General features: G+C 75.4%; 18 protein-coding genes. 14 read left to right on the top strand and 4 right to left on the bottom strand.

Annotation, left to right across the window (positions count from 1 at the left end; translation table 11 throughout):
* From LLG88_05370 to dapF, 10 genes are all read left to right on the top strand, one after another.
* Positions 1-1,030 (top strand): RsmB/NOP family class I SAM-dependent RNA methyltransferase (locus LLG88_05370; protein ID MCE5246338.1); only part of this gene is annotated, 1,030 nt, incomplete at its 5' end.
* Between the two features lie 222 nt (positions 1,031-1,252).
* Positions 1,253-1,978 (top strand): PASTA domain-containing protein, encoded by a 726-nt coding sequence (locus LLG88_05365; protein ID MCE5246337.1) that lies wholly within the window; start codon positions 1,253-1,255, stop codon positions 1,976-1,978.
* Between the two features lie 11 nt (positions 1,979-1,989).
* Positions 1,990-2,652, top strand: coding sequence for a ribulose-phosphate 3-epimerase (gene rpe / locus LLG88_05360; GenBank protein ID MCE5246336.1), 663 nt, complete (start codon positions 1,990-1,992; stop codon positions 2,650-2,652).
* Positions 2,652-3,083, top strand: a complete 432-nt coding sequence (locus LLG88_05355; protein ID MCE5246335.1) for an acyl-CoA thioesterase — start codon at positions 2,652-2,654, stop codon at positions 3,081-3,083. The genes rpe and LLG88_05355 overlap by 1 nt, the downstream gene beginning before the upstream one ends.
* Positions 3,080-3,892, top strand: coding sequence for an outer membrane protein assembly factor BamD (gene bamD / locus LLG88_05350; protein MCE5246334.1), 813 nt, complete (start codon positions 3,080-3,082; stop codon positions 3,890-3,892). The genes LLG88_05355 and bamD overlap by 4 nt, the downstream gene beginning before the upstream one ends.
* 50 nt (positions 3,893-3,942) lie before the next feature.
* Positions 3,943-4,278 carry an STAS domain-containing protein gene (locus tag LLG88_05345; GenBank protein MCE5246333.1) on the top strand — a complete coding sequence of 112 codons (336 nt, stop codon included), beginning with the start codon at positions 3,943-3,945 and terminating at the stop codon, positions 4,276-4,278.
* An 85-nt stretch (positions 4,279-4,363) separates the two neighbouring features.
* A complete protein-coding gene (gene hslV / locus LLG88_05340; GenBank protein ID MCE5246332.1) occupies positions 4,364-4,903 on the top strand; it encodes an ATP-dependent protease subunit HslV in 540 nt (179 codons plus the stop codon).
* A gap of 22 nt (positions 4,904-4,925) precedes the next feature.
* Positions 4,926-6,320 (top strand): ATP-dependent protease ATPase subunit HslU, encoded by a 1,395-nt coding sequence (gene hslU, locus LLG88_05335; GenBank protein MCE5246331.1) that lies wholly within the window; start codon positions 4,926-4,928, stop codon positions 6,318-6,320.
* Positions 6,317-7,378 carry a hypothetical protein gene (locus tag LLG88_05330; GenBank protein ID MCE5246330.1) on the top strand — a complete coding sequence of 354 codons (1,062 nt, stop codon included), beginning with the start codon at positions 6,317-6,319 and terminating at the stop codon, positions 7,376-7,378. Before hslU ends, LLG88_05330 begins: the two co-directional genes overlap by 4 nt.
* Before the next feature lie 26 nt (positions 7,379-7,404).
* The gene (gene dapF, locus LLG88_05325) at positions 7,405-8,202 is read left to right on the top strand and encodes a diaminopimelate epimerase (protein MCE5246329.1); all 798 of its coding nucleotides are present in this window, start codon (positions 7,405-7,407) and stop codon (positions 8,200-8,202) included.
* A 76-nt stretch (positions 8,203-8,278) separates the two neighbouring features.
* On the opposite strand, the gene LLG88_05320 is transcribed toward dapF, so the two are convergent.
* Complete coding sequence (locus LLG88_05320; protein ID MCE5246328.1) at positions 8,279-9,274, bottom strand: DMT family transporter; 996 nt, start codon at positions 9,272-9,274, stop codon at positions 8,279-8,281.
* 5 nt (positions 9,275-9,279) lie between these two features.
* The gene (locus LLG88_05315) at positions 9,280-10,665 is read right to left on the bottom strand and encodes a hypothetical protein (protein MCE5246327.1); all 1,386 of its coding nucleotides are present in this window, start codon (positions 10,663-10,665) and stop codon (positions 9,280-9,282) included.
* A gap of 97 nt (positions 10,666-10,762) precedes the next feature.
* Here LLG88_05315 and lpxC point away from each other — a divergent pair, with 97 nt between their 5' ends.
* From lpxC to LLG88_05295, 4 genes are read left to right on the top strand one after another with little or no spacing between them, the layout of a single operon-like run.
* Positions 10,763-11,650: a UDP-3-O-acyl-N-acetylglucosamine deacetylase gene (lpxC, locus tag LLG88_05310; protein ID MCE5246326.1), complete on the top strand. Its 888-nt coding sequence runs from the start codon at positions 10,763-10,765 to the stop codon at positions 11,648-11,650.
* A 7-nt stretch (positions 11,651-11,657) separates the two neighbouring features.
* Positions 11,658-13,820 (top strand): HAMP domain-containing protein, encoded by a 2,163-nt coding sequence (locus LLG88_05305; protein MCE5246325.1) that lies wholly within the window; start codon positions 11,658-11,660, stop codon positions 13,818-13,820.
* Positions 13,821-13,836: 16 nt separating this feature from the next.
* Positions 13,837-15,159, top strand: coding sequence for a sigma-54 dependent transcriptional regulator (locus LLG88_05300; protein ID MCE5246324.1), 1,323 nt, complete (start codon positions 13,837-13,839; stop codon positions 15,157-15,159).
* 31 nt (positions 15,160-15,190) lie between these two features.
* Entirely contained in the window at positions 15,191-17,074 is a 1,884-nt protein-coding gene (locus LLG88_05295; protein MCE5246323.1) for an amino acid permease, read from the top strand.
* On the opposite strand, the gene LLG88_05290 is transcribed toward LLG88_05295, so the two are convergent.
* Complete coding sequence (locus tag LLG88_05290) at positions 17,061-19,103, bottom strand: PAS domain-containing protein (GenBank protein ID MCE5246322.1); 2,043 nt, start codon at positions 19,101-19,103, stop codon at positions 17,061-17,063. The two genes, LLG88_05295 and LLG88_05290, sit on opposite strands and share 14 nt — an antisense overlap.
* Positions 19,100-19,651, bottom strand: a complete 552-nt coding sequence (locus tag LLG88_05285; GenBank protein ID MCE5246321.1) for a hypothetical protein — start codon at positions 19,649-19,651, stop codon at positions 19,100-19,102. The genes LLG88_05290 and LLG88_05285 overlap by 4 nt, the downstream gene beginning before the upstream one ends.
* Positions 19,652-19,875 lie beyond the last annotated feature (224 nt).

The following is a 19,875-nucleotide window of genomic DNA, read 5'->3' as shown; positions in this document are numbered from 1 at the left end:
GCTGCTCGGCGTGCCGGCCGCGGCCGCCGTCTCGGAGACGGTCGAGGCGCTGAAGATGGGGGAGTCGCCGGAGGCGGCGCCCCTCGTCAACGCCGTGCTGCGGCGGATCGCCGCGGCCCGCCCGCCGCTCGATCCGCTGGCCACCGTGCCGGCGTGGCTGCTCGAGCGCTGGCGGCGGACCTACGGCGAGGAGCGCGCGCGCCGGCTCGTCGAGGCCGCGCTGCGACCCGCGCGGCCGTTCCTCGTCGCGCTCGACGACCGCGCGGCGCTGGCCGAGCGGCTGGCCGCGGCGGGGGTGGAGACCGAGCCGGCGGCGCGGCATCCCGGCGGCCTCGTCGTGAAGGGGGGCGCGCCGCAGGAAACCGAGGAGTTCGCGGCCGGCTCGTTCGTGCTCCTCGACGAAGGGGCGGCGCTGGTGGCGCTGCTCGCCGCGCCGCGCGACGAGCGCCCGGTGGCCGACGTCGCCGCCGCGCCGGGGGGCAAGGCGGCGCTTCTGGCGCCGCTGGCGCGCGGCGGCCTCGCCGCGCTCGAACTGCACCGCACGCGGGCGCGGCTCTTGGCGGCTTCGCTGCGGCGGACCGCGCGTCCCGGCGAGCGGGCGACCGCCGCGCGGGCCGACGCGCTGCGCCCGCCGCTGCGGGACGGCGTCTTCGGCCTCGCGCTGCTCGACGCCCCCTGCACCGGCACGGGGACGCTGCGGAAGCGACCCGAGAAGCGGGACCGTTTGGCCGAGTCGGACGTCGCGGAGTGCGCGGCGCGGCAGGCGGCGATGCTCGAGCGGACCGCGGCGCTCGTCGGTCCGGGGGGCGCGCTGGTCTACGCCGTCTGCAGCCTCGAACCGGAGGAAGGCGAGGATGTCGTGCGGGCCTTCCTCGCGGCGCACCCCGAGTTCGCGGCCGAGGATCCGCGAGAGACGCTCGGCGAGGCCGCGGACGGGCTCGTCGCCGGCGACCCGCCGCTGCTGCGGACCCGGCCGGACGAGGAAGACACCGAAGGGTTCGTCGCCGCGCGGCTCGTTCGGCGCCCCTAGAACTCCGCCGCCGCCGTGGGGCGGTTCGTGGGGCCGAGCTTCGACGCTGCACAGACCGCGCCGTGACCCGGAACTCAGCCGCCGCCGTGGGGCGGTTCGTGGGCGGGGCCGGCGGCTGATAGACTGGCGGGCGCTTTCGGACCGCGAAACGGGCGCCCGAGATCGAATCGGGGGAACCGGAACGGGCCGCGCGGCGTTGGTTCAGGCAGGGGACGGACGAGGATGAGGTCCAGGACGGAGCGCTGGGCGTCGGTGCTGCGCGGGGCCCTTTTGGCGGCCACGCTGGGGCTGACGTTCGTCGGCGGGATCTGGCTCGCCTTGCGCTTCGCCGCGGGGCACAGCCCCGTCGTCCGCGCCCCGTCGGTCGTCGGCCTCGACGCCGCGGCCGCGGAACAGGCGCTGCGCGCCGCGGGACTCAACCCGGAAGTCGCCGGCCGCCGCTTCGACGCCTCGGCGCCGGAGGGGCGGGTGCTCCAGCAGACGCCGGCGGCGGGGAGCGAAACGCGCCCCGGCCGGCCGGTGCGGCTCGTCGTCAGCCTCGGCGTGCGCCGCGCGACGGTCCCCGACCTCGTCGGCTCGAGCGCCTCGCGCGCCGACGCCTCGCTCACCGCGGCGCAGTTCGCGCTCGGCGACCAGGCGGACGCGCCGGACCCCGGCGTGCCGCCGGGACGCGTCCTCGCCCAGGATCCGCCCGCGGGGGCGGAGGCCGCGCCGGGGGACAAGGTGGCGCTGCTCGTCAGCGACGGCGCGCCGCCGCGGGTCTACGTGATGCCGAACCTCGTCGGCCGCCCGGCGGCCGACGTGCTGCAGGTCCTGGCCCGCGCCGGCTTCAAGCGGGTGCGGACGCAGGGGGCCGGAACCGAAGGAACGGTCTCGGCGCAGGACCCGGCCGCGGGGAAGCCGGTGGGAACCGAGGACGCCCTGACCGTCACGGTCGGCGCGCCGTGAGGAAGGACGCCGTGCGCATCGAACTCGCCCCCTCGATCCTCTCCGCCGACTTCGCCCGGCTGGCCGACGCCTTGGCCGCGATCGAGGCCGGCGGGGCGGACGTCGTCCACGTGGACGTGATGGACGGGCACTTCGTCCCCAACCTGACGATCGGCCCGCCGGTTGTCGCCGCGCTGAAGAAGGCGACGCGCCTGCCGCTCGACTGCCACCTGATGATCGAGAACGCCGACCGCTGGATCGCGCCGTTCGCCGACGCCGGCGCCGCGCGCCTCAGCGTCCACGTCGAGGCCTGCCCGCACCTCCACCGCACGATCCAGGCGATCCGCGCGGCGGGGATGAAGGCCGGCGCCGCGCTCAACCCGGCCACGCCGGTCGAGTCGCTGCGCGAGATCGTGGCCGACCTCGACTTCGTCGTCGTGATGTCGGTCAACCCCGGCTTCGGCGGCCAGTCGTTCATCCCCGGCTCGCTGGACAAGATCCGCCGCGTCGCCGCGCTCGGCGCGGAACGGGGCGCCGCGCCGCTGATCCAGGTGGACGGCGGGGTCTCCGTCCGCAGCGTCGCGGAGCTCGTCCGCGCCGGCGCGGGCTCGCTCGTCGCCGGGGCCGCGGTCTGCGGCGCCGCCGACCCGGTCGCCGCGGCGCGCGCCCTGCGCGCGGCGGCGGAGGCCGCTTGATGGCCGACGCGCCGAAGACCGAGAGCGTCGTGCCGTTCCGCGTCCGCTATCCGGAAATCGACCGGATGGGCGTGGCGCACCACATGCACTACCTCGCCTGGTTCGAGATGGGGCGGACGGAACTGATGCGTTCCGCCGGCGTGCCGTACGCGGCGGTCGAGGACGAGATGGGGTTCCTCTTCCCCGTCGTCGAGGCCGACGCCCGCTACCGCAGCCCCGCCCGCTACGACGAACAGCTGGAGGTCCGGACGTCGATCGGCCTGATCGAGGGGCCGCGCGTCCGGTTCGATTATCGCGTCGTCCGCCCGGCCACGGGCGAGACGCTCGCCGAAGGTTTCACGATCCACGCCGCCGTGGAGCGGGCTTCCGGCCGGCCGCGCCGCATTCCCGCGCCGCTCGCCGCCGCCCTGCGCCAATGGGAGACACCGTGATCCGCAACGCACGCCGCGTCCTTCTCGCCCTCGCCCTCGCCGCGCTCGCCGCGTCGCTCGGCGGCTGCCATCACCGCGCGAAGATCGTCGACCTCCAGAACGAATCGCTCTACGAGCAGGGCCAGAAGATGCTCGACAAGCGGCACTTCCTGGAGTCGATCAAGGTGCTCGGCGACGTCGGCATGAACGCGCCGGTGAGCGAGGACCTCGACCCGCTGGTCAAGCTCGCGCTGGCCGACGCCTACTACTTCCAGACCGGCTCGGTCACGCTCGTCGAGGCGCAGAGCCGCTACGAGCAGTTCCTGAACTTCTATCCGCTCCACCCGAAGGCGCGCTACGCCCGCTTCATGATCGGCGTCTGCCTGCTGGACCAGGCGGACAGCCCGGACAACGACCAGGAGTTCTCGCTCAAGGCGCTCAACCACTTCCAGGCGATGGTGGACGAGCTCCCGGCGGACGACCCGTTCGGCCGCGCGGCGCGGTCGATGCTGCTGCGGGCGCAGGACCGGCTGTCCGAGCACGAGTGGATCGTCGGCCGGTTCTACCTGGAGAAGAAGCACCTCGAGGGGGCCGCGGGGCGGTTCGCCGAGCTGACCGACAAGTACCCCGGCTCCCGCCGCCGGCCGCAGGCCCTCTACGAACTGGCCAAGGTCCGCCTCGCGCTCGGCCAGCACGCCGCGGCGCGGGAGGCGCTCGACCGGCTCGCCGCGGAACATCCCGGATCGGATTGGGCGCGGAAGGGCGCCGAACTGAAGACCGCCATCCCCGAAGCGGCCGCGCCCGCGGGGAATGGAGCGACGGGACGCTGATCCCGGCGGGCGCTTTCGCGATACACTTAGATCTTCTCGAGGAGGCACCAATGAAAATCGACGTCAAGATGGCCGGCAACGTTTGCGCGATCGCCCCGCTGGGCGACATCCGCCTGGGCGAGGGCGACCTGGCCCTCCGCGACCAGATCCACAAGCAGCTCGAGAGCGGCTGCACCAAGATCGTCCTCGACCTCAGCAACGTCCGCTTCATGGACAGCGCGGGGATCGGCGAAGTCGTGGCCTGCCTCAAGCGCGTGCGCGAGGCCGGCGGCGACCTGAAGATCTGCGGCCTCAACCAGCGGATCACCGACCTCTTCACGCTGACCAAGCTGATCGCGATCTTCGATTCCTACCCGGACGAGAAGCAGGCCGTCGCGGCCTTCTGACCGTCCGCGCGGACATTGCGGAAGGGGCGCGCCGCGGCGCGCCCCTTTTCGTCGGGGGCCTCGAACGGTCCGGCCGGAGGCGACGATGGAGCGGTTCCACGGGACGACGGTGCTGGCGGTGCGCCGCGGCGGCCGCACGGCCGTGGCGGCCGACGGCCAGGTCACCCTCGACAAGTCGATCGTCAAGGCCGGGGCGCGCAAGGTCCGCCGCCTCGCCGGGGGGCGCGTGATCGCCGGCTTCGCCGGGGGCGCCGCGGACGCCTTCGCCCTTCTGACCCGCTTCGAGGAGAAGCTCGACGAGTTTTCGGGCCGGCTCGAGCGGGCCGCGGTCGAGCTGGCCCGCGAGTGGCGCACGGACCGCGCGCTGCGGCGGCTCGAGGCGCTGCTCGTCGTCGCCGACGCCGAGCGGCTGCTGCTGATCTCCGGCACGGGGGACCTGATCGAGCCGGACGACGACCTGCTGGCGATCGGCAGCGGCGGTTCGGCGGCCCTCGCCGCGGCGCGCGCCCTCGCCCGGCACACGGAACTCGACGCGGCGACGATCGCCGTCGAGGCGCTCAAGATCGCCGGCGAGATCGACATCTACACCAACGGCCGCGTGGTCTGCGAGACGCTGCCGGAGTGACGGCGGCGCGGAGAGCGGGGCGATGGTCTTCTACATGCCGGGACCGAAGCGGACGCCGGGGCTGGACCTCGAGGAGCCGGAGCGGCCGATCGACGACCTGACGCCGGCGCGCGTCGTCGCCGAGCTCGACCGCTTCATCGTCGGGCAGGACGCGGCCAAGCGGGCCGTGGCCGTCGCGCTGCGCAACCGCTGGCGGCGCCGCCAGCTCCCGCCGCGCATGGCCGAGGAGATCCTGCCCAAGAACATCCTGATGATCGGCCCGACCGGCGTCGGCAAGACCGAGATCGCGCGGCGCGTCGCGCGGCTGACCGGCTGCCCGTTCCTCAAGGTCGAGGCGACGAAGTACACCGAGGTCGGCTACGTCGGGCGGGACTGCGAGTCGATGATCCGCGACCTCGCGGAACTGGCCGCGGAACAGGTGCGGCGGGCCCGGCGGCGGGACGTCGCCGCGGCGGCCGCGCGGGCGGTCGAGGATCGGCTGCTCGAGGCGCTCGCCGGGCCGCGCTCCGCGGCGCCCTCGACGGCCGACCTGCGCGAGCGGGTCGAGGCGCGCGAGGCGATGCGGCGCGACCTGCGCGACGGAAAGCTCGAGGAGAAGCGGATCGAGGTCGAGCTCGACGAGGACGCCGCGCCGGCGTTCAAGATCGCCGGCGGGCCGGGCAGCGAGGAGATCGACGTCCGGCTGGGCGAGATGATGCCCGGCTTCGGGCGGCGCACGCGGCGGCGCTCGGCGACGGTCGCCGAGGCGCGCGAGCTGCTCCAGCGCGAAGAGGAAGAGCGGCGCCTCGACAAGGAAGACATCTCGCGCGCCGCCGTCGAGCGGGTCGAGGCGAGCGGAATCGTCTTCATCGACGAGATCGACAAGGTCGCCGGGGGCGGCGGCGGCGCGGGGCCCGACGTCTCGCGGCAGGGGGTGCAGCGCGACCTGCTGCCGATCGTCGAGGGAACGGTCGTGCAGACGAAGCAGGGGCCGGTGCGCACCGACCACATCCTGTTCATCGCCGCCGGCGCCTTCCACGTCGCCAAGCCGTCCGACCTGATGCCCGAGCTGCAGGGGCGGCTGCCGATCCGCGTCGAGCTCTCCCGCCTGACGCGCGCGGACTTCGTGCGGATCCTCGCCGAGACCGAGAATTCGCTGCCGCGGCAGTACCAGGCGCTGCTCGACGTGGACGGGGTGGAGCTCGAAATCACCAAGGGCGCGATCGAGGAGATCGCGCGGATCGCCGCGGCGGTCAACGAGGCGACCGAGGACATCGGCGCCCGGCGGCTGGCCACGGTGCTGGAGCGGCTGCTCGAGCCGCAGCTCTTCGGCGCGCCGGACACGGTGCGCGGCAAGGTTGTCGTCGAGGCCGACGACGTCAAGAAGGCGCTGGGCGATCTCGTCGAGCGCCAGGATCTCGCGAGGTTCGTCCTGTGAAGCGCGCGCTCTTCTTCGTCGCCCTCTGCTCGTTCCTGACCCTGACCGGCGCCTGCGGCCACCGCGGCAGCCCGTCGCCGCCGCTGCCGCGGATCCCCGCCGCGCCGCGCGACGCCGAATGGCGCCAGCGCGGCGACAGGATCGAGGTCTCCGCGCGCTACCCGCTGCGCACGCTGGAAGGGGCGCCGCTGCGCGCGCCGGCGCGCCCGGTCGCGCTCGTCCTCGCCGTGCGCGGCGGCGACACGTCGGGCTGGGACGGCCCGGCGCGCGAGACCGAGTTCGAGCGCGGCGCGATGCGCGTGCCGCTCGCGCCGTTCGAGGACGGCGCGCGGACGCGCGACGTCGAGCGGATCGACGCGTTGCCGCTGGACAAGCTGCCGCCGGCGACGTTCGTGCTCGCCGCGGCGCTCGGCGACAAGCGCTCGCGCTCCTTCGCCTCGCCGCGGATCCCGTTCGCGCCGCTGCGTCCCGGCCTGCGCGGCGTCCCCGCGCTCGCGGCGTCGCCCGAGGAAACGGGGGTGCGGCTGCGCTGGACGGCGCCGGAGGACGCGCGGGCCAAGGCGGTGCGGATCTACCGCGCCCGCGGCGCCGAGCCGTTCTCTTGGCGGCCGTGGCGCACGGCGGCGGCCGGCGCGAAGGAGCTGTTCGACGACGAGGCGCGCTACGGCGACGACCTGCGCTACGCGGCGACCTACGGGGCGGAGGAGAAGCAGGAGCCGCCGGTCGAGTCGGAGTTGGGCGCGGCGGCGTCGCTCGCCTACCGGGACGTCTTCCCGCCCCGTCCGCCGCAGCAGGTGGACGCGGCGCCCGAGACGCGGCGCGTGCGGGTCTTCTGGTACCCCGGCGGCTCGGCCGACGAGGCGAAGGCGATCGTCGAGCGCCAGCTCGAAGGAAAGGACGCGTGGGTCGAGGTCGGCGCGGTCGAGACGCCGGAGAGCTTCTTCGTCGACGCCGACGCCGACGCGGGACGCCGCCGCTACCGCGTCGTCGCGGTGGACAAGGCGGGGAACCGCGCCGCTCCCGCCGGCCCGACCGATTGGGTCGCGCCGCGGCCGTGACGCCCGGGACGGCGAAGGAGTAGGGGATGGCCGGCACGACGCTGCGCTTTTGGAAAATGGCCGGGGCGGGGAACGACTTCGTCGTCCTCGACGCCCGCGGCGGGCTGCCGGCGTCGCCGGAGGATCTGGCGCGGCGGCTCTGCCCGCGGCGCGTGTCGGTCGGGGCGGACGGGCTGATCGCCGTGCGCCGCCTCGAGCGGGACCGCGTCGAGGTCGACTTCGTCAACGCCGACGGCTCGCCGGCCGGCTTCTGCGGCAACGGCTCGCGCTGCGTCGCGCGGATCGGGAAGCTGCTCGGCGCCGACGTCCTGCCGCTGACGATCGTCTTCCCCGGGCTCGTCGTCCGAGCGCTGCGCGTCGCCGACGACGTCGAGATCGAGGCGCCGCGGCCGTTCGTCGTCGAGCCGCGCGTGGCCTTTCCGTTCGCGGAGGCGGAACTCGCCGGGCCGCGGATCAGCGCCGGCGTCGAACACGTCGTCCTGCGCGAGCCGGAGGGCGGCTGGGAGCTCCCGCGCCTCGCCGCGGCCCTCTTCGACGCCCGCCCCGACCTGCGCGGCCAGGTGAACGTGACGCTGCTGCGCGAGGAGCGGGGGACGCTGCACGTGCGGACGTTCGAGCGCGGCGTGGGGGAGACGCTGGCCTGCGGCAGCGGCGCGCTCGCCGCGGCGCTGACCCTCGCGCCGGCGCCCGACGCGGCCGCGGACGTCGTCCTGATGCCGCCGGCGGAGACGCCGCTGCGCGTCTCGCTGGAGGGGGGCGGCGGGCCGGCGCGTCTTTCCGGCGAGGCCCGCTTCGTCTACCGCGGCGAGGTCGATCTCGACTGAGCGGCGGCGCTTGGCGCGACGCGCCGCCGGCGACCGCGGATCGCGCGCCGCCGGCCGCGGGACGCGCGACGCGGCGTCAGGCGTGCGGCGCGGGACGCGGCGCGAGCGTCGTGACGAGCAGGCCGCCGAGGACCAAGGCCCCGCCGACGAGCGTGCGCCCCGTGACGACCTCCCCGAAGAACGCCGCGGCGAAGACGGTCGTCCAGACCGGCTCGGACGAGAAGAGCACGCCGGCGCGCGAGGCGGTCGTCCGCTTCTGGCCGAAGTTCTGCAGCCCGAGCACGAGGGCGGTCGCGATCAGCGCGAGGTAGAGCGCCGTGGCGACCAACGGCGCGCTCCAGTCGAGCCGCGGCGTCTCGAAAAGCGGCGCGGCGACGATCGACAGGACGGCGCACGAGCCGATCTCGAGGAAGAGGATCTTCCCCGGGTCGTGCCGCTTGAGCGCCCCGGAGAGCAGGACCATCTGCCCGGCGAAGGTGAGGGCGCAGACCAGCGTGGCGACGTCCCCGGAGTTGATCGGGTCGCCCGCCCCGGCGCCGGTCATCACGGCGACCCCGACGAAGGCGAGCGCCGCCCCCGCCGCGACCCACCATCCCGGCGGGCGGCGGAAGACCAGCCACTCCAGGCCGAGCGTGAAGAACACGTAGAACGCGGTGAGGAACGCCGAGCGGGGCGACGAGATCCGCGTCAGGCCGTAGGTCTGCAGCCAGAACCCCGCCGCGACGAGCAGCCCGACGCCGCAGCCCCACCAGCGCGCGCGCCAGAGCCCCGCGAGGCCCGGCCCGCGGAGGGCGAGCGGCACGAGGGCGACGGTGGCGAGGCAGAAGCGGAACGCGGTGAAGGCGAGCGGCGTCGAGTGGGCCATCGCCAGCTTGGTCAGCGGGAAGGTCGTGCCCCACAAGACCGCGCAGACGAGCAGCGCCGCGTCGCCGGCCGCGGCGGCGCGGCCCGAAGGACGGGGAACGCGCGACGCGCCCGCCGGGGCGGCGGGCGCGTCGGCCGAAGGAGAGGCTTCGCGTCCGCCGCCCGCGCGGGGCGCGGCGGACGCGTTCGCGGAACGCCGGGAATCCAAGGGCGCTACGCCGGACCGAGGGCGCCGGCGTCGCCGCCGGCGATGATCTGGACCAGCGCCTCCTCGAAGTAGTCGCCCGCGCCGCGGACGCGCGCGTCCACGCGCCGCTCGTACATCTGGCGGGCTTGGTTGATCTCGTCGGCCAGACGGTCGCGGATGTCGCGCGCGGCGCGTCCTTCCTCCACCGCCGCGCCGTGGTAGAGCATGATCTCGTCCATCAGCAGGCGGGCGTAGCGGCGCGCGTCGGCGGCCTCGGCCTCGGGGTCGGCGGCGTTGTCGTTGAGCGCGGCGAGGATCGACGCCGCGTCGCCGGCGCGGGCCGGCGAGCCGGCGGGGCGGGGAGCGGCGACGGGGGCCTCGACCGGGGCGATCGGGCGCGGGGCGATGGGCGGCGGCTCGATCGGCGCGGCCGCGTGGTGCACGACCGGCGCGGGCTCGGCCGGGGAGACGGGAATGGCGGCCGGGCGCGGGGCGACCGGCGGCGGCTCGATCGGCGCGACGGGGCGGGGCGCGTACTGCGGCCGTTCTTCTTCCGGCGCCGGACGCGGCGCGGCGTGCGGCCGTTCCGGCTCGACCGGCGGCGCGACGGGGCGGACGGCCGGGCGCGGCTCCGGGGCGGTTCGCTCCTCGGCCGGCGCGGGGCCGCCGAAGCGGAAGCCGCCCGCGGTCGGCGCGGCGAGGCGCACCGTGGCGTTCGTGGCCGGTTCCGGCGCGGCGGCCGGACGGGGCGCCGTCTGCGGCGCGGCGTGGGCCGCGGGAACCGGCTGCGGGGCGGCGTGGGCCGCGGGCGACGGCTGCGCGGACGGCTGGAGCATGCGCGCCAGCACCAAGCGCTCCACGGCGAGCCCGGCGTAGTCGACGATCAGCCGCGCCGCCGTGCGGTCGAAGTCGACCGGACCGCCGGCCGGATCGGCGTAGACGACGCCGGCGACCTTTTCCTGCACGAGCAGCGGCGCGAGCAGCGCCTCGCCGCGGATCGTCTGGCCGAATTCGGGCACCGGGAACGGCCCGCCGACCTCGGCGTTGACCGCGCGCCGCTCCTCGAAGACCGTGGCGAGCGACGCCTGTTCCCGCGAAAGGACGACGCCGCGCAGACCGGCGGCGACGGCCGGGTCGTCCTCGAAGCCGACCCCCTCCCACCCCTCGAGCTTGGCGCCGCGCGGCACGAACACGGCGGCGCGCGCGCCGAAGCGCGCGACGGCGCGCATCAGCGCCCGCAGCACGGCCGGCTGCGAGACGGCGCCGCGGACCTCGGCCAGCGCCTCGGTCAGCGCCTGCGGGGTTTCGGCGGCGGTCGCGGGGAGCCTGACCGCTTCGAGCGCGGCGCGGACATCGCGGGCGGCGCGCTCGGCGACCTCCCCGATCAACTTCGGGTTCAGACCCTGAGGCATCGAATCCCCTCCAGGCCGCCGGGCGTGGGCGGCACCTCCATTTTGGTGTCCGACCGGCGCAACGGTCAATGACGAGTGCGGCGTGTAGAATCCGCTTATGCGTGCGCAACGTACCGTGCGGCGTCCCGCCCGCCTCGACGGGGTCGGCCTGCACCGCGGCCAACCGGCGCGCTTGATCGTCGAGCCGGCGCCCGCGGGGACGGGACTGGTCTTCGTCCGCGAGGACCTGGGCGACTTCCTCGTTCCGGCTTTGCAGCAGAACCGGTCCGGCATGGTCCACGCCAGCCGCCTGAGCCGCGAGGGGGCGTCGATCGACACGCCGGAGCACCTGCTCGCGTCGCTCTACGCCCTCGGCGTGGACAACGCCTATCTGCGGCTCTCCGGGCCGGAGGTGCCGATCCTCGACGGCTCGGCGCTGCCGTTCGCGCGGGCGCTGCTCGAGGCCGGCTTCGAGGAGCAGGCGCCGCCGCGGCCGGTGATGGTCGTCGCACAGCGCGTCGCGGTCGGCGACGAAGGGCGGCGGCTGGAGATCCATCCCGGTCCCGGCCTGCGGATCACCGCGGCGATCGACTTCGAGCACGAGGCGCTCGGCTATCAGGAGCTGACCGTCCGCCTCGACCGCGCCGAGGACTTCCTCGAGAAGCTCGCCCCGGCGCGCACGTTCGGCATGAAGCGGGACGTGGACAAGCTGCAGGCGATGGGGCTGGCCAAGGGGGGCTCGCTCGACAACGCGATCTTCGTCGGCGACGAGGGGGTGGAGGGGATTCCGCTCCGCTTCCCGGACGAGTTCGTGCGCCACAAGCTGCTCGACCTCGTCGGCGACCTCGCGCTGCTCGGCTGCTCGCTGGAGGGGCGGATCGTCGCCTGGCGCAGCGGGCACGACCTGCACGGCCGGCTGGTGGACGCGCTGCTCGCCGACCGCTCGGCGTGGTATCTCGAAGGCGGCCCGGGCCCGCTCGCCTCGCCCAAGCCGCCGGGCGCGTGACGGCGTCGTGAAGCGGATCCGGCTGCGTCTCGACCGGGTGGGGCTCGTCGCGGGCGTCGTCCTGCTCGTCCTCGCCGTCGGCGTCTACTACGTGGTGCAGCGGGGAAAGGTCGGCGACACCCGCCTCGCCTCCGACAAGACGCTCCTCTCGCTGCTCACCGTCGCCATCGTCGGCCTGCTGCTCGCCTTCGCCTTCGTCGGCGTGCGCAACCTCGGCCGCGTCCTCGCCGGACGGCGGCGCGGGCTCCTCGGCTCGCGGCTGCAGGCGCGGGTGACGTTCGCGTTCCTGCTGCTCGTGCTGCTCCCGTCGGTGATCCTCTTCGCCGCGGCGATCGGCATGGTCCGCCGCTCCCTCTCCGACCTCGCGCCGCCGGAGCCGGTGCTCGAGGCGGCGCAGGTCGTCGAGGCGGCGCGGCGCGGGCAGGAGGACCAGGCGGCGCGCCTCGCGCGGGCTCTCGCGCGCGACCTCGCCGCCGGCCCGCTGGCCCGCGGCGACAGCCCCGCGCGGGGCGAACTGGCGAAGACGCTCGACGAGGCGCGGCGCCGCTACGGCCTCGCCGCGGTCGGCTACGCGCCGCGCGTCGGGGCGCCGCTCGCGGTCGCGTCGGCGCCGGCCGGCGGCGCGGAGGCGATCCGCCCGAGCGAGCTGACGCGCCTGCCCGAAGGCCTCGCGGAGAAGGTCGCGGAGCTCGGGCAGGGGCGCGCGGCGCGCGACCGGCTGCCGTTCGGCGAGCGGGTCGTCGCCGCCGAGCCGCTCCCCGCGTCGGCGGGCGGCGGCCTCGCCTGGACCGCGCTCTACGTCGGCGAGGAGGACGCCCGCCGCTTCGAGGCGATCGAGAGCGCCGCCGCCGACTGGCGCGGCTTCCGCGGCAGCCGGAGCAGCGTCGAGCGGCTCTACTTCACCCTCTTCGCGCTCCTGACGATCCTCGTCCTCTTCGCCGCGGTCTGGGCCGGCTTCCTGATCGCGCGGCAGGTGACCGAGCCGATCCTCGACCTCGCCCGCGGCACCGAGGCGCTGGCCCGCGGCGAACTCTCCTACCGCGTCGCCGAGCGGACGGGGGACGAGGTCGGCCGGCTCGCCGCCTCGTTCAACCGCATGGCGCGCGAACTCGAACGGGCGCGCGTGGACCTCGAGGAGCGCGGCCGCTACATCGCCACGCTGCTGGAGTCGATCCCGGTCGGCGTCGTCGGCCTCGACGCCGCGGGGCGGGCGACGGCGGTCAACCGCGCCGCGCTCGACGTCCTCGGCCTCGAGACGGTCGAGCCGGGCGCGCCGCTCGGCGAGTTCCTCGGCGGCGGCCTCGAGCCGCTGGCCCGCGCGCTGCGGCCGCTCGTCGCCGGCGAGGCCGAACGCGCGGCGGGGGAGACGACGGTCTCGGTGCGCGGCGCGCAGGTCACGCTCGTCGCCTCGGCCGCGCGCTTCGCGGTCGGCGCGGGGGACGACGCGGTGCTCGTCGTGCTCGAGGACCTCACCCGCCTGCGCCGCGCGGAGCGGCTCGCCGCGTGGGGCGAGGTCGCGCGGCGGCTGGCGCACGAGATCAAGAACCCGCTGACGCCGATCCGCCTCTCCGCCGAGCGGATGCTCCGCCGCTACCGCAAGGGGACCGACGACTTCCTGCCGGTGATCGAGGAAGGGACGGCGACGATCGTGCGCGAGGTGGAGAGCATCCAGCGGCTGGTCTCCGAGTTCTCGCGCTTCGCGCGGCTGCCGGAGATCAAGCCGCGGCCGGCCTCGATCAACGACGTCGTCGGCGAGGCGCTGGCGCTCTACCGCAATTCGCACGCCCACCTGCGCTTCGCCGCCGAACTCGCCGCCGACCTTCCGCCGCACCGGATCGACCCCGAGGCGCTGCGCCGCTGCCTGATCAACCTCCTCGACAACGCCGTGGCGGTGGTCGGCGCGGACGGCGCGGTGACCGTGCGGACCGCGGCGGCCCACGGCGGGCGCGCCGTGGCGCTGGAAGTGGCGGACAATGGCCCCGGCGTGCCGCCCGAGGACCGGGCGCGGATGTTCCAACCTGACTTCACGCGCCGCCCCGGCGGGACGGGCCTGGGGCTGGCGATCGTCGAGCAAGTCGTCCTCGAGCACGGCGGACGGATCCGGGTCGAGGACAACCCCGGCGGCGGGGCGCGGGTCGTGATCGAGCTGCCCGCGGCGACGGCCGCCTGAGGAAGGCGAGGGTTCGATGGACGGGCAGGAGCGGCGGGGCCGGATCTTGGTGGTGGACGACGAGGAGCCGGTGCGCCGCGCCCTCGCGCAGATCCTCGAGGACGAGGGATACGAAGTCGTCGGCGCGGAGTCGGCGGAGGAAGGGATCAAGCGGGCCGCGGAGTGCGCGCCCGACGCGATCTTCCTCGACATCTGGCTCCCCGGGATCGACGGCATCGAGGCGCTCAAGCACCTGCGCGAACGGGGCGTCGCCGCGCCGGTGGTGATGATCTCAGGCCACGGCACGATCGAGACGGCGGTCAAGGCGACGAAGCTCGGCGCGTACGACTTCGTCGAGAAGCCGGTCTCGCTCGACCGCGTGCTCGTCGTCGCCGCCAACGCGCTGCGCCACGCACGGCTCGAACGGCGCAACCGCGCCTTGAGCGCCGAGCTGCGGCGCGAGGCGGAGTTCGTCGGGAAGAGCGCGCGGGTCGAGCGGCTGCGGCGCGAGCTGGCCGGCGCGGCGGACGGCCGCCCGGTGCTGCTCCACGGCGAGAAGGGGACCGGCCGTCGTCTCGCGGCGCGCTGGCTGTCGCTCCACTCCCTCCATCCGGACGGCCCGTTCCTCGACGTGCAGGTCTCCGCGCTGCCCGGCGAGCGGCTGCTCGCGGCCCTCTTCGGCGATCCCGCGGACGACGAGGAGAGCGGGCGGATCGCGCTGGCCGACGAAGGCGCGCTCTACCTCGAGAACGCCGACGCGCTGCCGGCCGACGTGCAGGAGCTGCTGGTGGACGGCGTGCGGTCGGGGGCCTTCGTCTGCCCGGCCACCGGCCGGCGCGTGCGCAGCGGGCCGCAGCTGATCGTCGCGCTGCAGGCGGCGCCGGAGAAGCTCGCCGCGGAGGGGGCGCTCGGCGCGGCGTTCCTCGACGTCTTCCCGCACGTCGTGGAGACGCCGACGCTGCGCGACCGGCGCGACGACATCCCCGAGCTGTGCGAGCGGTTCCTCGGCGAGCTGACGCGCGAGTACGCGCGCGAGGACATGCTGCTGGCGCCGGAGACGATGTTCGCGCTGCTGCGCTACGAATGGCCGGGGAACGTGCGGGAGCTGCAGCGCACCCTCGAGCGGCTCGTGCTGCTGACGCCGGGGCGGGTGGCGCGGCTCGCCGACCTGCCGGCGCACTTCGCCGGCGGCGAGGAGACCGAGGAGGAGGGGATCGTCGCCACGCTCCGCCGCTTCGAGTCCACCTGGCTGCGGCGGCACCTCGAGGAGGCGGAAGGGGACGTCGCCCGCGCGGCGGCGCGGCTCGGGATGTCGGAGCCGGACCTGCGCGCGCGGCTGCGCCAGTTCGGGCTGCTCTGAGCTTGCGCCGGCCGGCCGAAGGCGGACGCCGATGAAGCCTCCGGGCTCGGGGGCGTTCCGCGTCAAGCCGCTGGAGGCGATCCTCGCCGACGCGGGGCGCGGCGGGCGCGGCCTGAAGCGCGAGCTCGGCGCGGTGCAGCTGACCCTGCTCGGCCTCGGCGCGATCATCGGCGCGGGGATCTTCGCCACGATCGGCACCGCCGCGGCGGGGGACGCGTCGCGCCCCGGCGCGGGGCCGGCGCTCGTCGTCTCGTTCTTCCTCACCGCCGTCGCCTGCGGCTTCACCGCGCTCTGCTACGCCGAGTTCGCGGCGATGGTCCCGGTCTCCGGCTCGGCCTACACCTACGCCTACGCGACGCTGGGCGAGCTGACGGCCTGGATCATCGGCTGGGACCTGATCATCGAGTACGCGGTCGGGAACGTCGCGGTGGCGATCAGCTGGGCCAACTACGCCCGCACGCTCCTCTCGGGGTTCGGCTTCGACATTCCCGAGTGGCTGGCGATGGACTACCGCACCGCGGCGCGCCTCGTGGACGGCTCGGGGCTGACCGCGCTCGAACGGGCGCCGCACCTCTTCGGCGTGCCGATCGTCTTCAACCTGCTCGCCGTGCTGATCGTCGCCGCGATCACGGCGCTTTTGGTCTGGGGCATCCGCGAGTCGGCCCGCTTCAACGCGACGATGGTCGGGGTGAAGCTGGTCGTGCTGGCCTTCTTCTGCCTCGTCGGCCTGCGCTACGTGAAGCCGGCGAACTTCACGCCGTTCGCCCCCAACGGCTGGAGCGGGATCGGCGCCGGGGCGGCGATCGTCTTCTTCGCCTTCATCGGCTTCGACGCCGTCTCGACCGTCGCCGAGGAGACGCGGGACCCGCAGCGGACGCTGCCGCGCGGGATCATCGCCTCGCTCGCCCTCTGCACCGTGATCTACGTCGCCGTGGCGCTCGTCTTCTGCGGCCTCGTCTCCTATCCCGACCTCCGCGCCACCCTCGCCACCGAGCAGGCGGAGCCGCTCACGCTGGCGCTGGCCCACGCCGCGCCGCACCTCGGCTGGGCGGTGGCGATCGTCGCCTTCGGCTCGGTCTGCGCCCACACGGCGGTGCTGCTCGTCTTCCAGCTCGGCCAGCCGCGGATCTTCTACGCGATGTCGCGCGACGGCCTGCTGCCGGAGCTCTTCTCGCGCGTCCATCCGCGCTTCCGCACGCCGCACTGGGCGACGATCGTGACCGGCGGGTTCGTCGCCGTCTTCTCCGCCTTCGCCAGCATCGACGAAATGGTGGACCTGACGAACATCGGCACGCTCTTCGCGTTCCTGCTGGTGTCGATCGGCGTGATCGTGATGCGCCGCCGCGACCCGGACCGCCCGCGCCCGTTCCGCGCGCCGTTCGGCCTCGCCGCGCCGATCCTCGGCGGGCTCTCCTGCCTCGCGCTGATCGTCTATCTGCCGCCGACCTCGTGGCTCCGCTTCGCCGCGTGGCTCAACGTCGGGTTCGTCGTCTACGCCGCCCACGGCGCCGTGCGCAGCCGGCTCACCGGGCGCGCCCTCGCCGCCGACGGCGCGGCGCACGACGCGCGGACGGCGCGCCTCGGCCTGCGGCTGGCCCTCGCCGGGGCCGCGATGCTCGTCGCGGCGCAGGCGTTCGACGCGGCCTCGCTCGCGCTGCGCGCGCCCGGCGCGGGGGCGCCCGACGCGCTCGCCGCCGTTCTCGCCGCGGACACGTGGCGCCGTCCGTCGTGGTTCCTGATCGTGCCGCTCCTGGCCGACGCGCTGGCGCTCGCCCCCTTGGTCGCGCGCCGCGCCCTCGCCGCGCGCCGGGCCGGATACGCGGGGCCGGGGACGAGGCGCACGGCGCTCGGCGCGGCGGCGTTCGGCGCGCTCGCGCTGGCCTACGCGCTCTTCGGGATCTTCAGTCGGCCGTGACGCCGGCCGGCTCGCGCGCCTCGTCGGCGGCGCCGCCCCCGGCGGTCGCGGCGGCGGGGAAGTAGACGCGGACGATCGAGCCCCGGCCGGGATCGGCGACGACGTCGATCGCGCCGCGGTGGCCGCGGACGATCCCCAGCACCGCCGCCATGCCCAGGCCGCGGCCGGTGAACTTCGTGCTGAAGAACGGATCGAACAGCCGGCTCTTCGTCTCCTCGTCCATGCCGCAGCCGTTGTCGCCGACTTCGATGAACGCCGCGCGGCCGCGCGGCATGTCGTCCGCGCGGTAGGCGGCCCGCAGCGTCTCCGGCTCGCACTCGGCCTCGCCGGTGCGGACGGTGATCAGTCCGTCGCGCCCGCCGAGCGCCTCCGAGGCGTTGGTCAGCAGGTTCATGAAGACCTGCCTGATCTGCGACGGATCGGCGGTCACCGGCGGCAGGTCGTCGGCGAGCAGGTACTCGACGCGGGCCGTCTTCGAGATCGAGACGGCGAGCAGCCGCCCCATCTCGCGGGCGACCGCGGAGAGATCGACCGGGACGACCTCCATCTTCCCCTTGCCCGAATAGGCGAGGAGCTGGCGGGTCAGGTCGGCGGCGCGTCGCGCGGCCTGTCCGGCGTCGGCGGCCCGCGCCGCGGCGGGGCAGCCTGCGGGGATGTCGAGCGCGGCGAGCTCGATGTTGCCGAGGACCGCGGCGAGCAGGTTGTTGAAGTCGTGCGCGATGCCGCCGGCGAGGACGCCGAGGCTCTCCAGCTTCTGCGCGTGGCGGATCTGCGCCTCGAACTGCCGCCGGTCCTCCTCGGCGCGGCGCCGCTCGGTCACGTCGCGGACGACGGCCAGCGTCTCCTCGTCGCCGCACGGCACGATCCGCGCCTCGAACCAGAGTTCCTCGCCGCCGAGCGGCAGCGAGTACTCGTACTGCTGGAGCGCCCGCGTCTCCAGCGCCCGCCGCCGCATGCGCTCGTCGAGCGCGGCGAGCGGCGGCGGCAGGATCTCGGCGGCGCGCCGGCCGACGAACGACGCCGGCTTGGCGATGAGCGGGGAGTCGGAGGCGCCGTGGAACTCGAGGAACACGCCGCCGGCCGACTCGCGGAACATCATGTCCGGGAGCGCGTCGAGCAGCGCCTGACGCCCTTCGGCGGCGTGGCGCAGGCTCCGCAGCAGCCGCCGGTGCCCCTCGGCGGCCGCGGCGACGAGCAGGCCGCAGAGGACCATGACGAAGAGATGGAACTGGACCGGCGCGCCGGCGACGTGCGTGAGCGACACCGCGTCGGCGGCCAGCGCCACCCAGGCGAAGCCGCGCAGGCCGAAGCGGACCGAGCCCCAGACGAGCGGGACGAGCAGCAGGTAGGCGCCGTAGCCGGCGGTCCGCTCGGAGAGGCAAAGCACCGAGGCGCCCGCGGCGACGGTGGTCAGCGCGAGCGCCGCCGCGGCGCCGAAGGCGCGCGGATCGCGCGGCGCGCCCCGCCGCTCGGCGCGCGTCCGCTGCTGGGGCAGCGCTCCGTGCAGCCATGCGCCGACCGTGGGGCCGGCGAGAATCAGGAGCGGGGCGCCGAGGGCGAGCGTCGACGTCGCCTGCGCCAACGCCGCGCCGGCGGCCGCGCTCCAGCCGCCTTCCGGGACCAGCAGCGCGTGCGCCGTCAGGGCGTCGAACGCGGCGACTCCCAACGTCGCGCCGGCGAGGACGAGCGCGTCCCGCGGCACGTCGATCCGCGGCGGGCGGCCGATCGCCGCGCGGACGACGCAGGCGCCGGCGACGAAGAACGCGAACTCCAGCGCCGCCCCGCCTCCCTGCAGCGCGGCCGCTCCCGTCGCGAAGACGATGGCCGTCGCCGCGGCGAACGCGGGAATCGCCGTGGTCCCGAGCAGCAGCGCGAAGAAGAACGCGACGCCCGCCACGGGGCACCAGCGGAGCCCCTCCGGCGCAACGTGCGCGGTCAGGGCCGCGAAGGCGACTTGGAACGCGACGAAGGCGGCGGAGGCGATCGCGACGCGCCGCAGGACGATCTTCCGCGAGGACCGGGCGGTCACCGGTGATAGTCGGGAACGCCGAGGATGCGCCCGCGCGAGCCGCGCGCGGAGGAGGCGGCGGGAACGGCCTGGACGGCCGGCGCGGCCGCGCTTCTCGCGCGAAGGATCCCGATCCAGCGGTTGAACGGATGGCTGCGGTCCAGGAACGGAATCGCGGGGGCCCGACGGCGGCCGAGCGACGCGCGGAGATCGCGCAGTTCGCGGGCGCCCCCCGCCATCGCCAGACCGCGGTCGAGGACGGCGATCGCTTCGCGCCGGTTTCCCGCGGCCAGCTCCAGCCGGGCCAACGTCTCGTAGACCGACGGCTCCCAGAAGCAGTTGTCGACGGCGTGGCGGCAGAAGGCGAGGCCGCTTTCCATCCGCCCGCCGACCGTGCCCAGGAGGTAGCCGTAGAGCCCTTCGGCGGCCGCCGCCTGCGGGGGCGCGCCGGGCATTTCGGTGGCCATGCGGTGCGCGGCCTCGGCCAAGGCGAGCGCCTCGCGGCCGCGTCCCGCCTTGTGGGCGTCGCGGGCGCGGCGCAGCGTTTCGAGCGATGGATGGTCCGTCATTGCACCCCTCCGCCTGCGGCGGCTTGCAAAAGCCGTGCTCGCGGCCGCCGGAGGCGACGTCGTGTCGCGTTTCGCGGGCGAACGGACGGATCGCCCACGCACCTGCCGGACTGTACAGCGGAGGGAACGGGGCGTCCAGCGAACTCTCGGGCTGTGGTTTTCCCCGGACGACGACGAACAACGCGCTTCCCGCAAGCGGCGCCGACCGTGCCGCCCGGGCGCCG

Source organism: bacterium, assembly GCA_021372775.1.
In the GTDB taxonomy this organism is placed as follows: Bacteria; Acidobacteriota; Polarisedimenticolia; order J045; family J045; genus JAJFTU01.
This window is presented reverse-complemented; position numbering and strand designations above follow the sequence as displayed.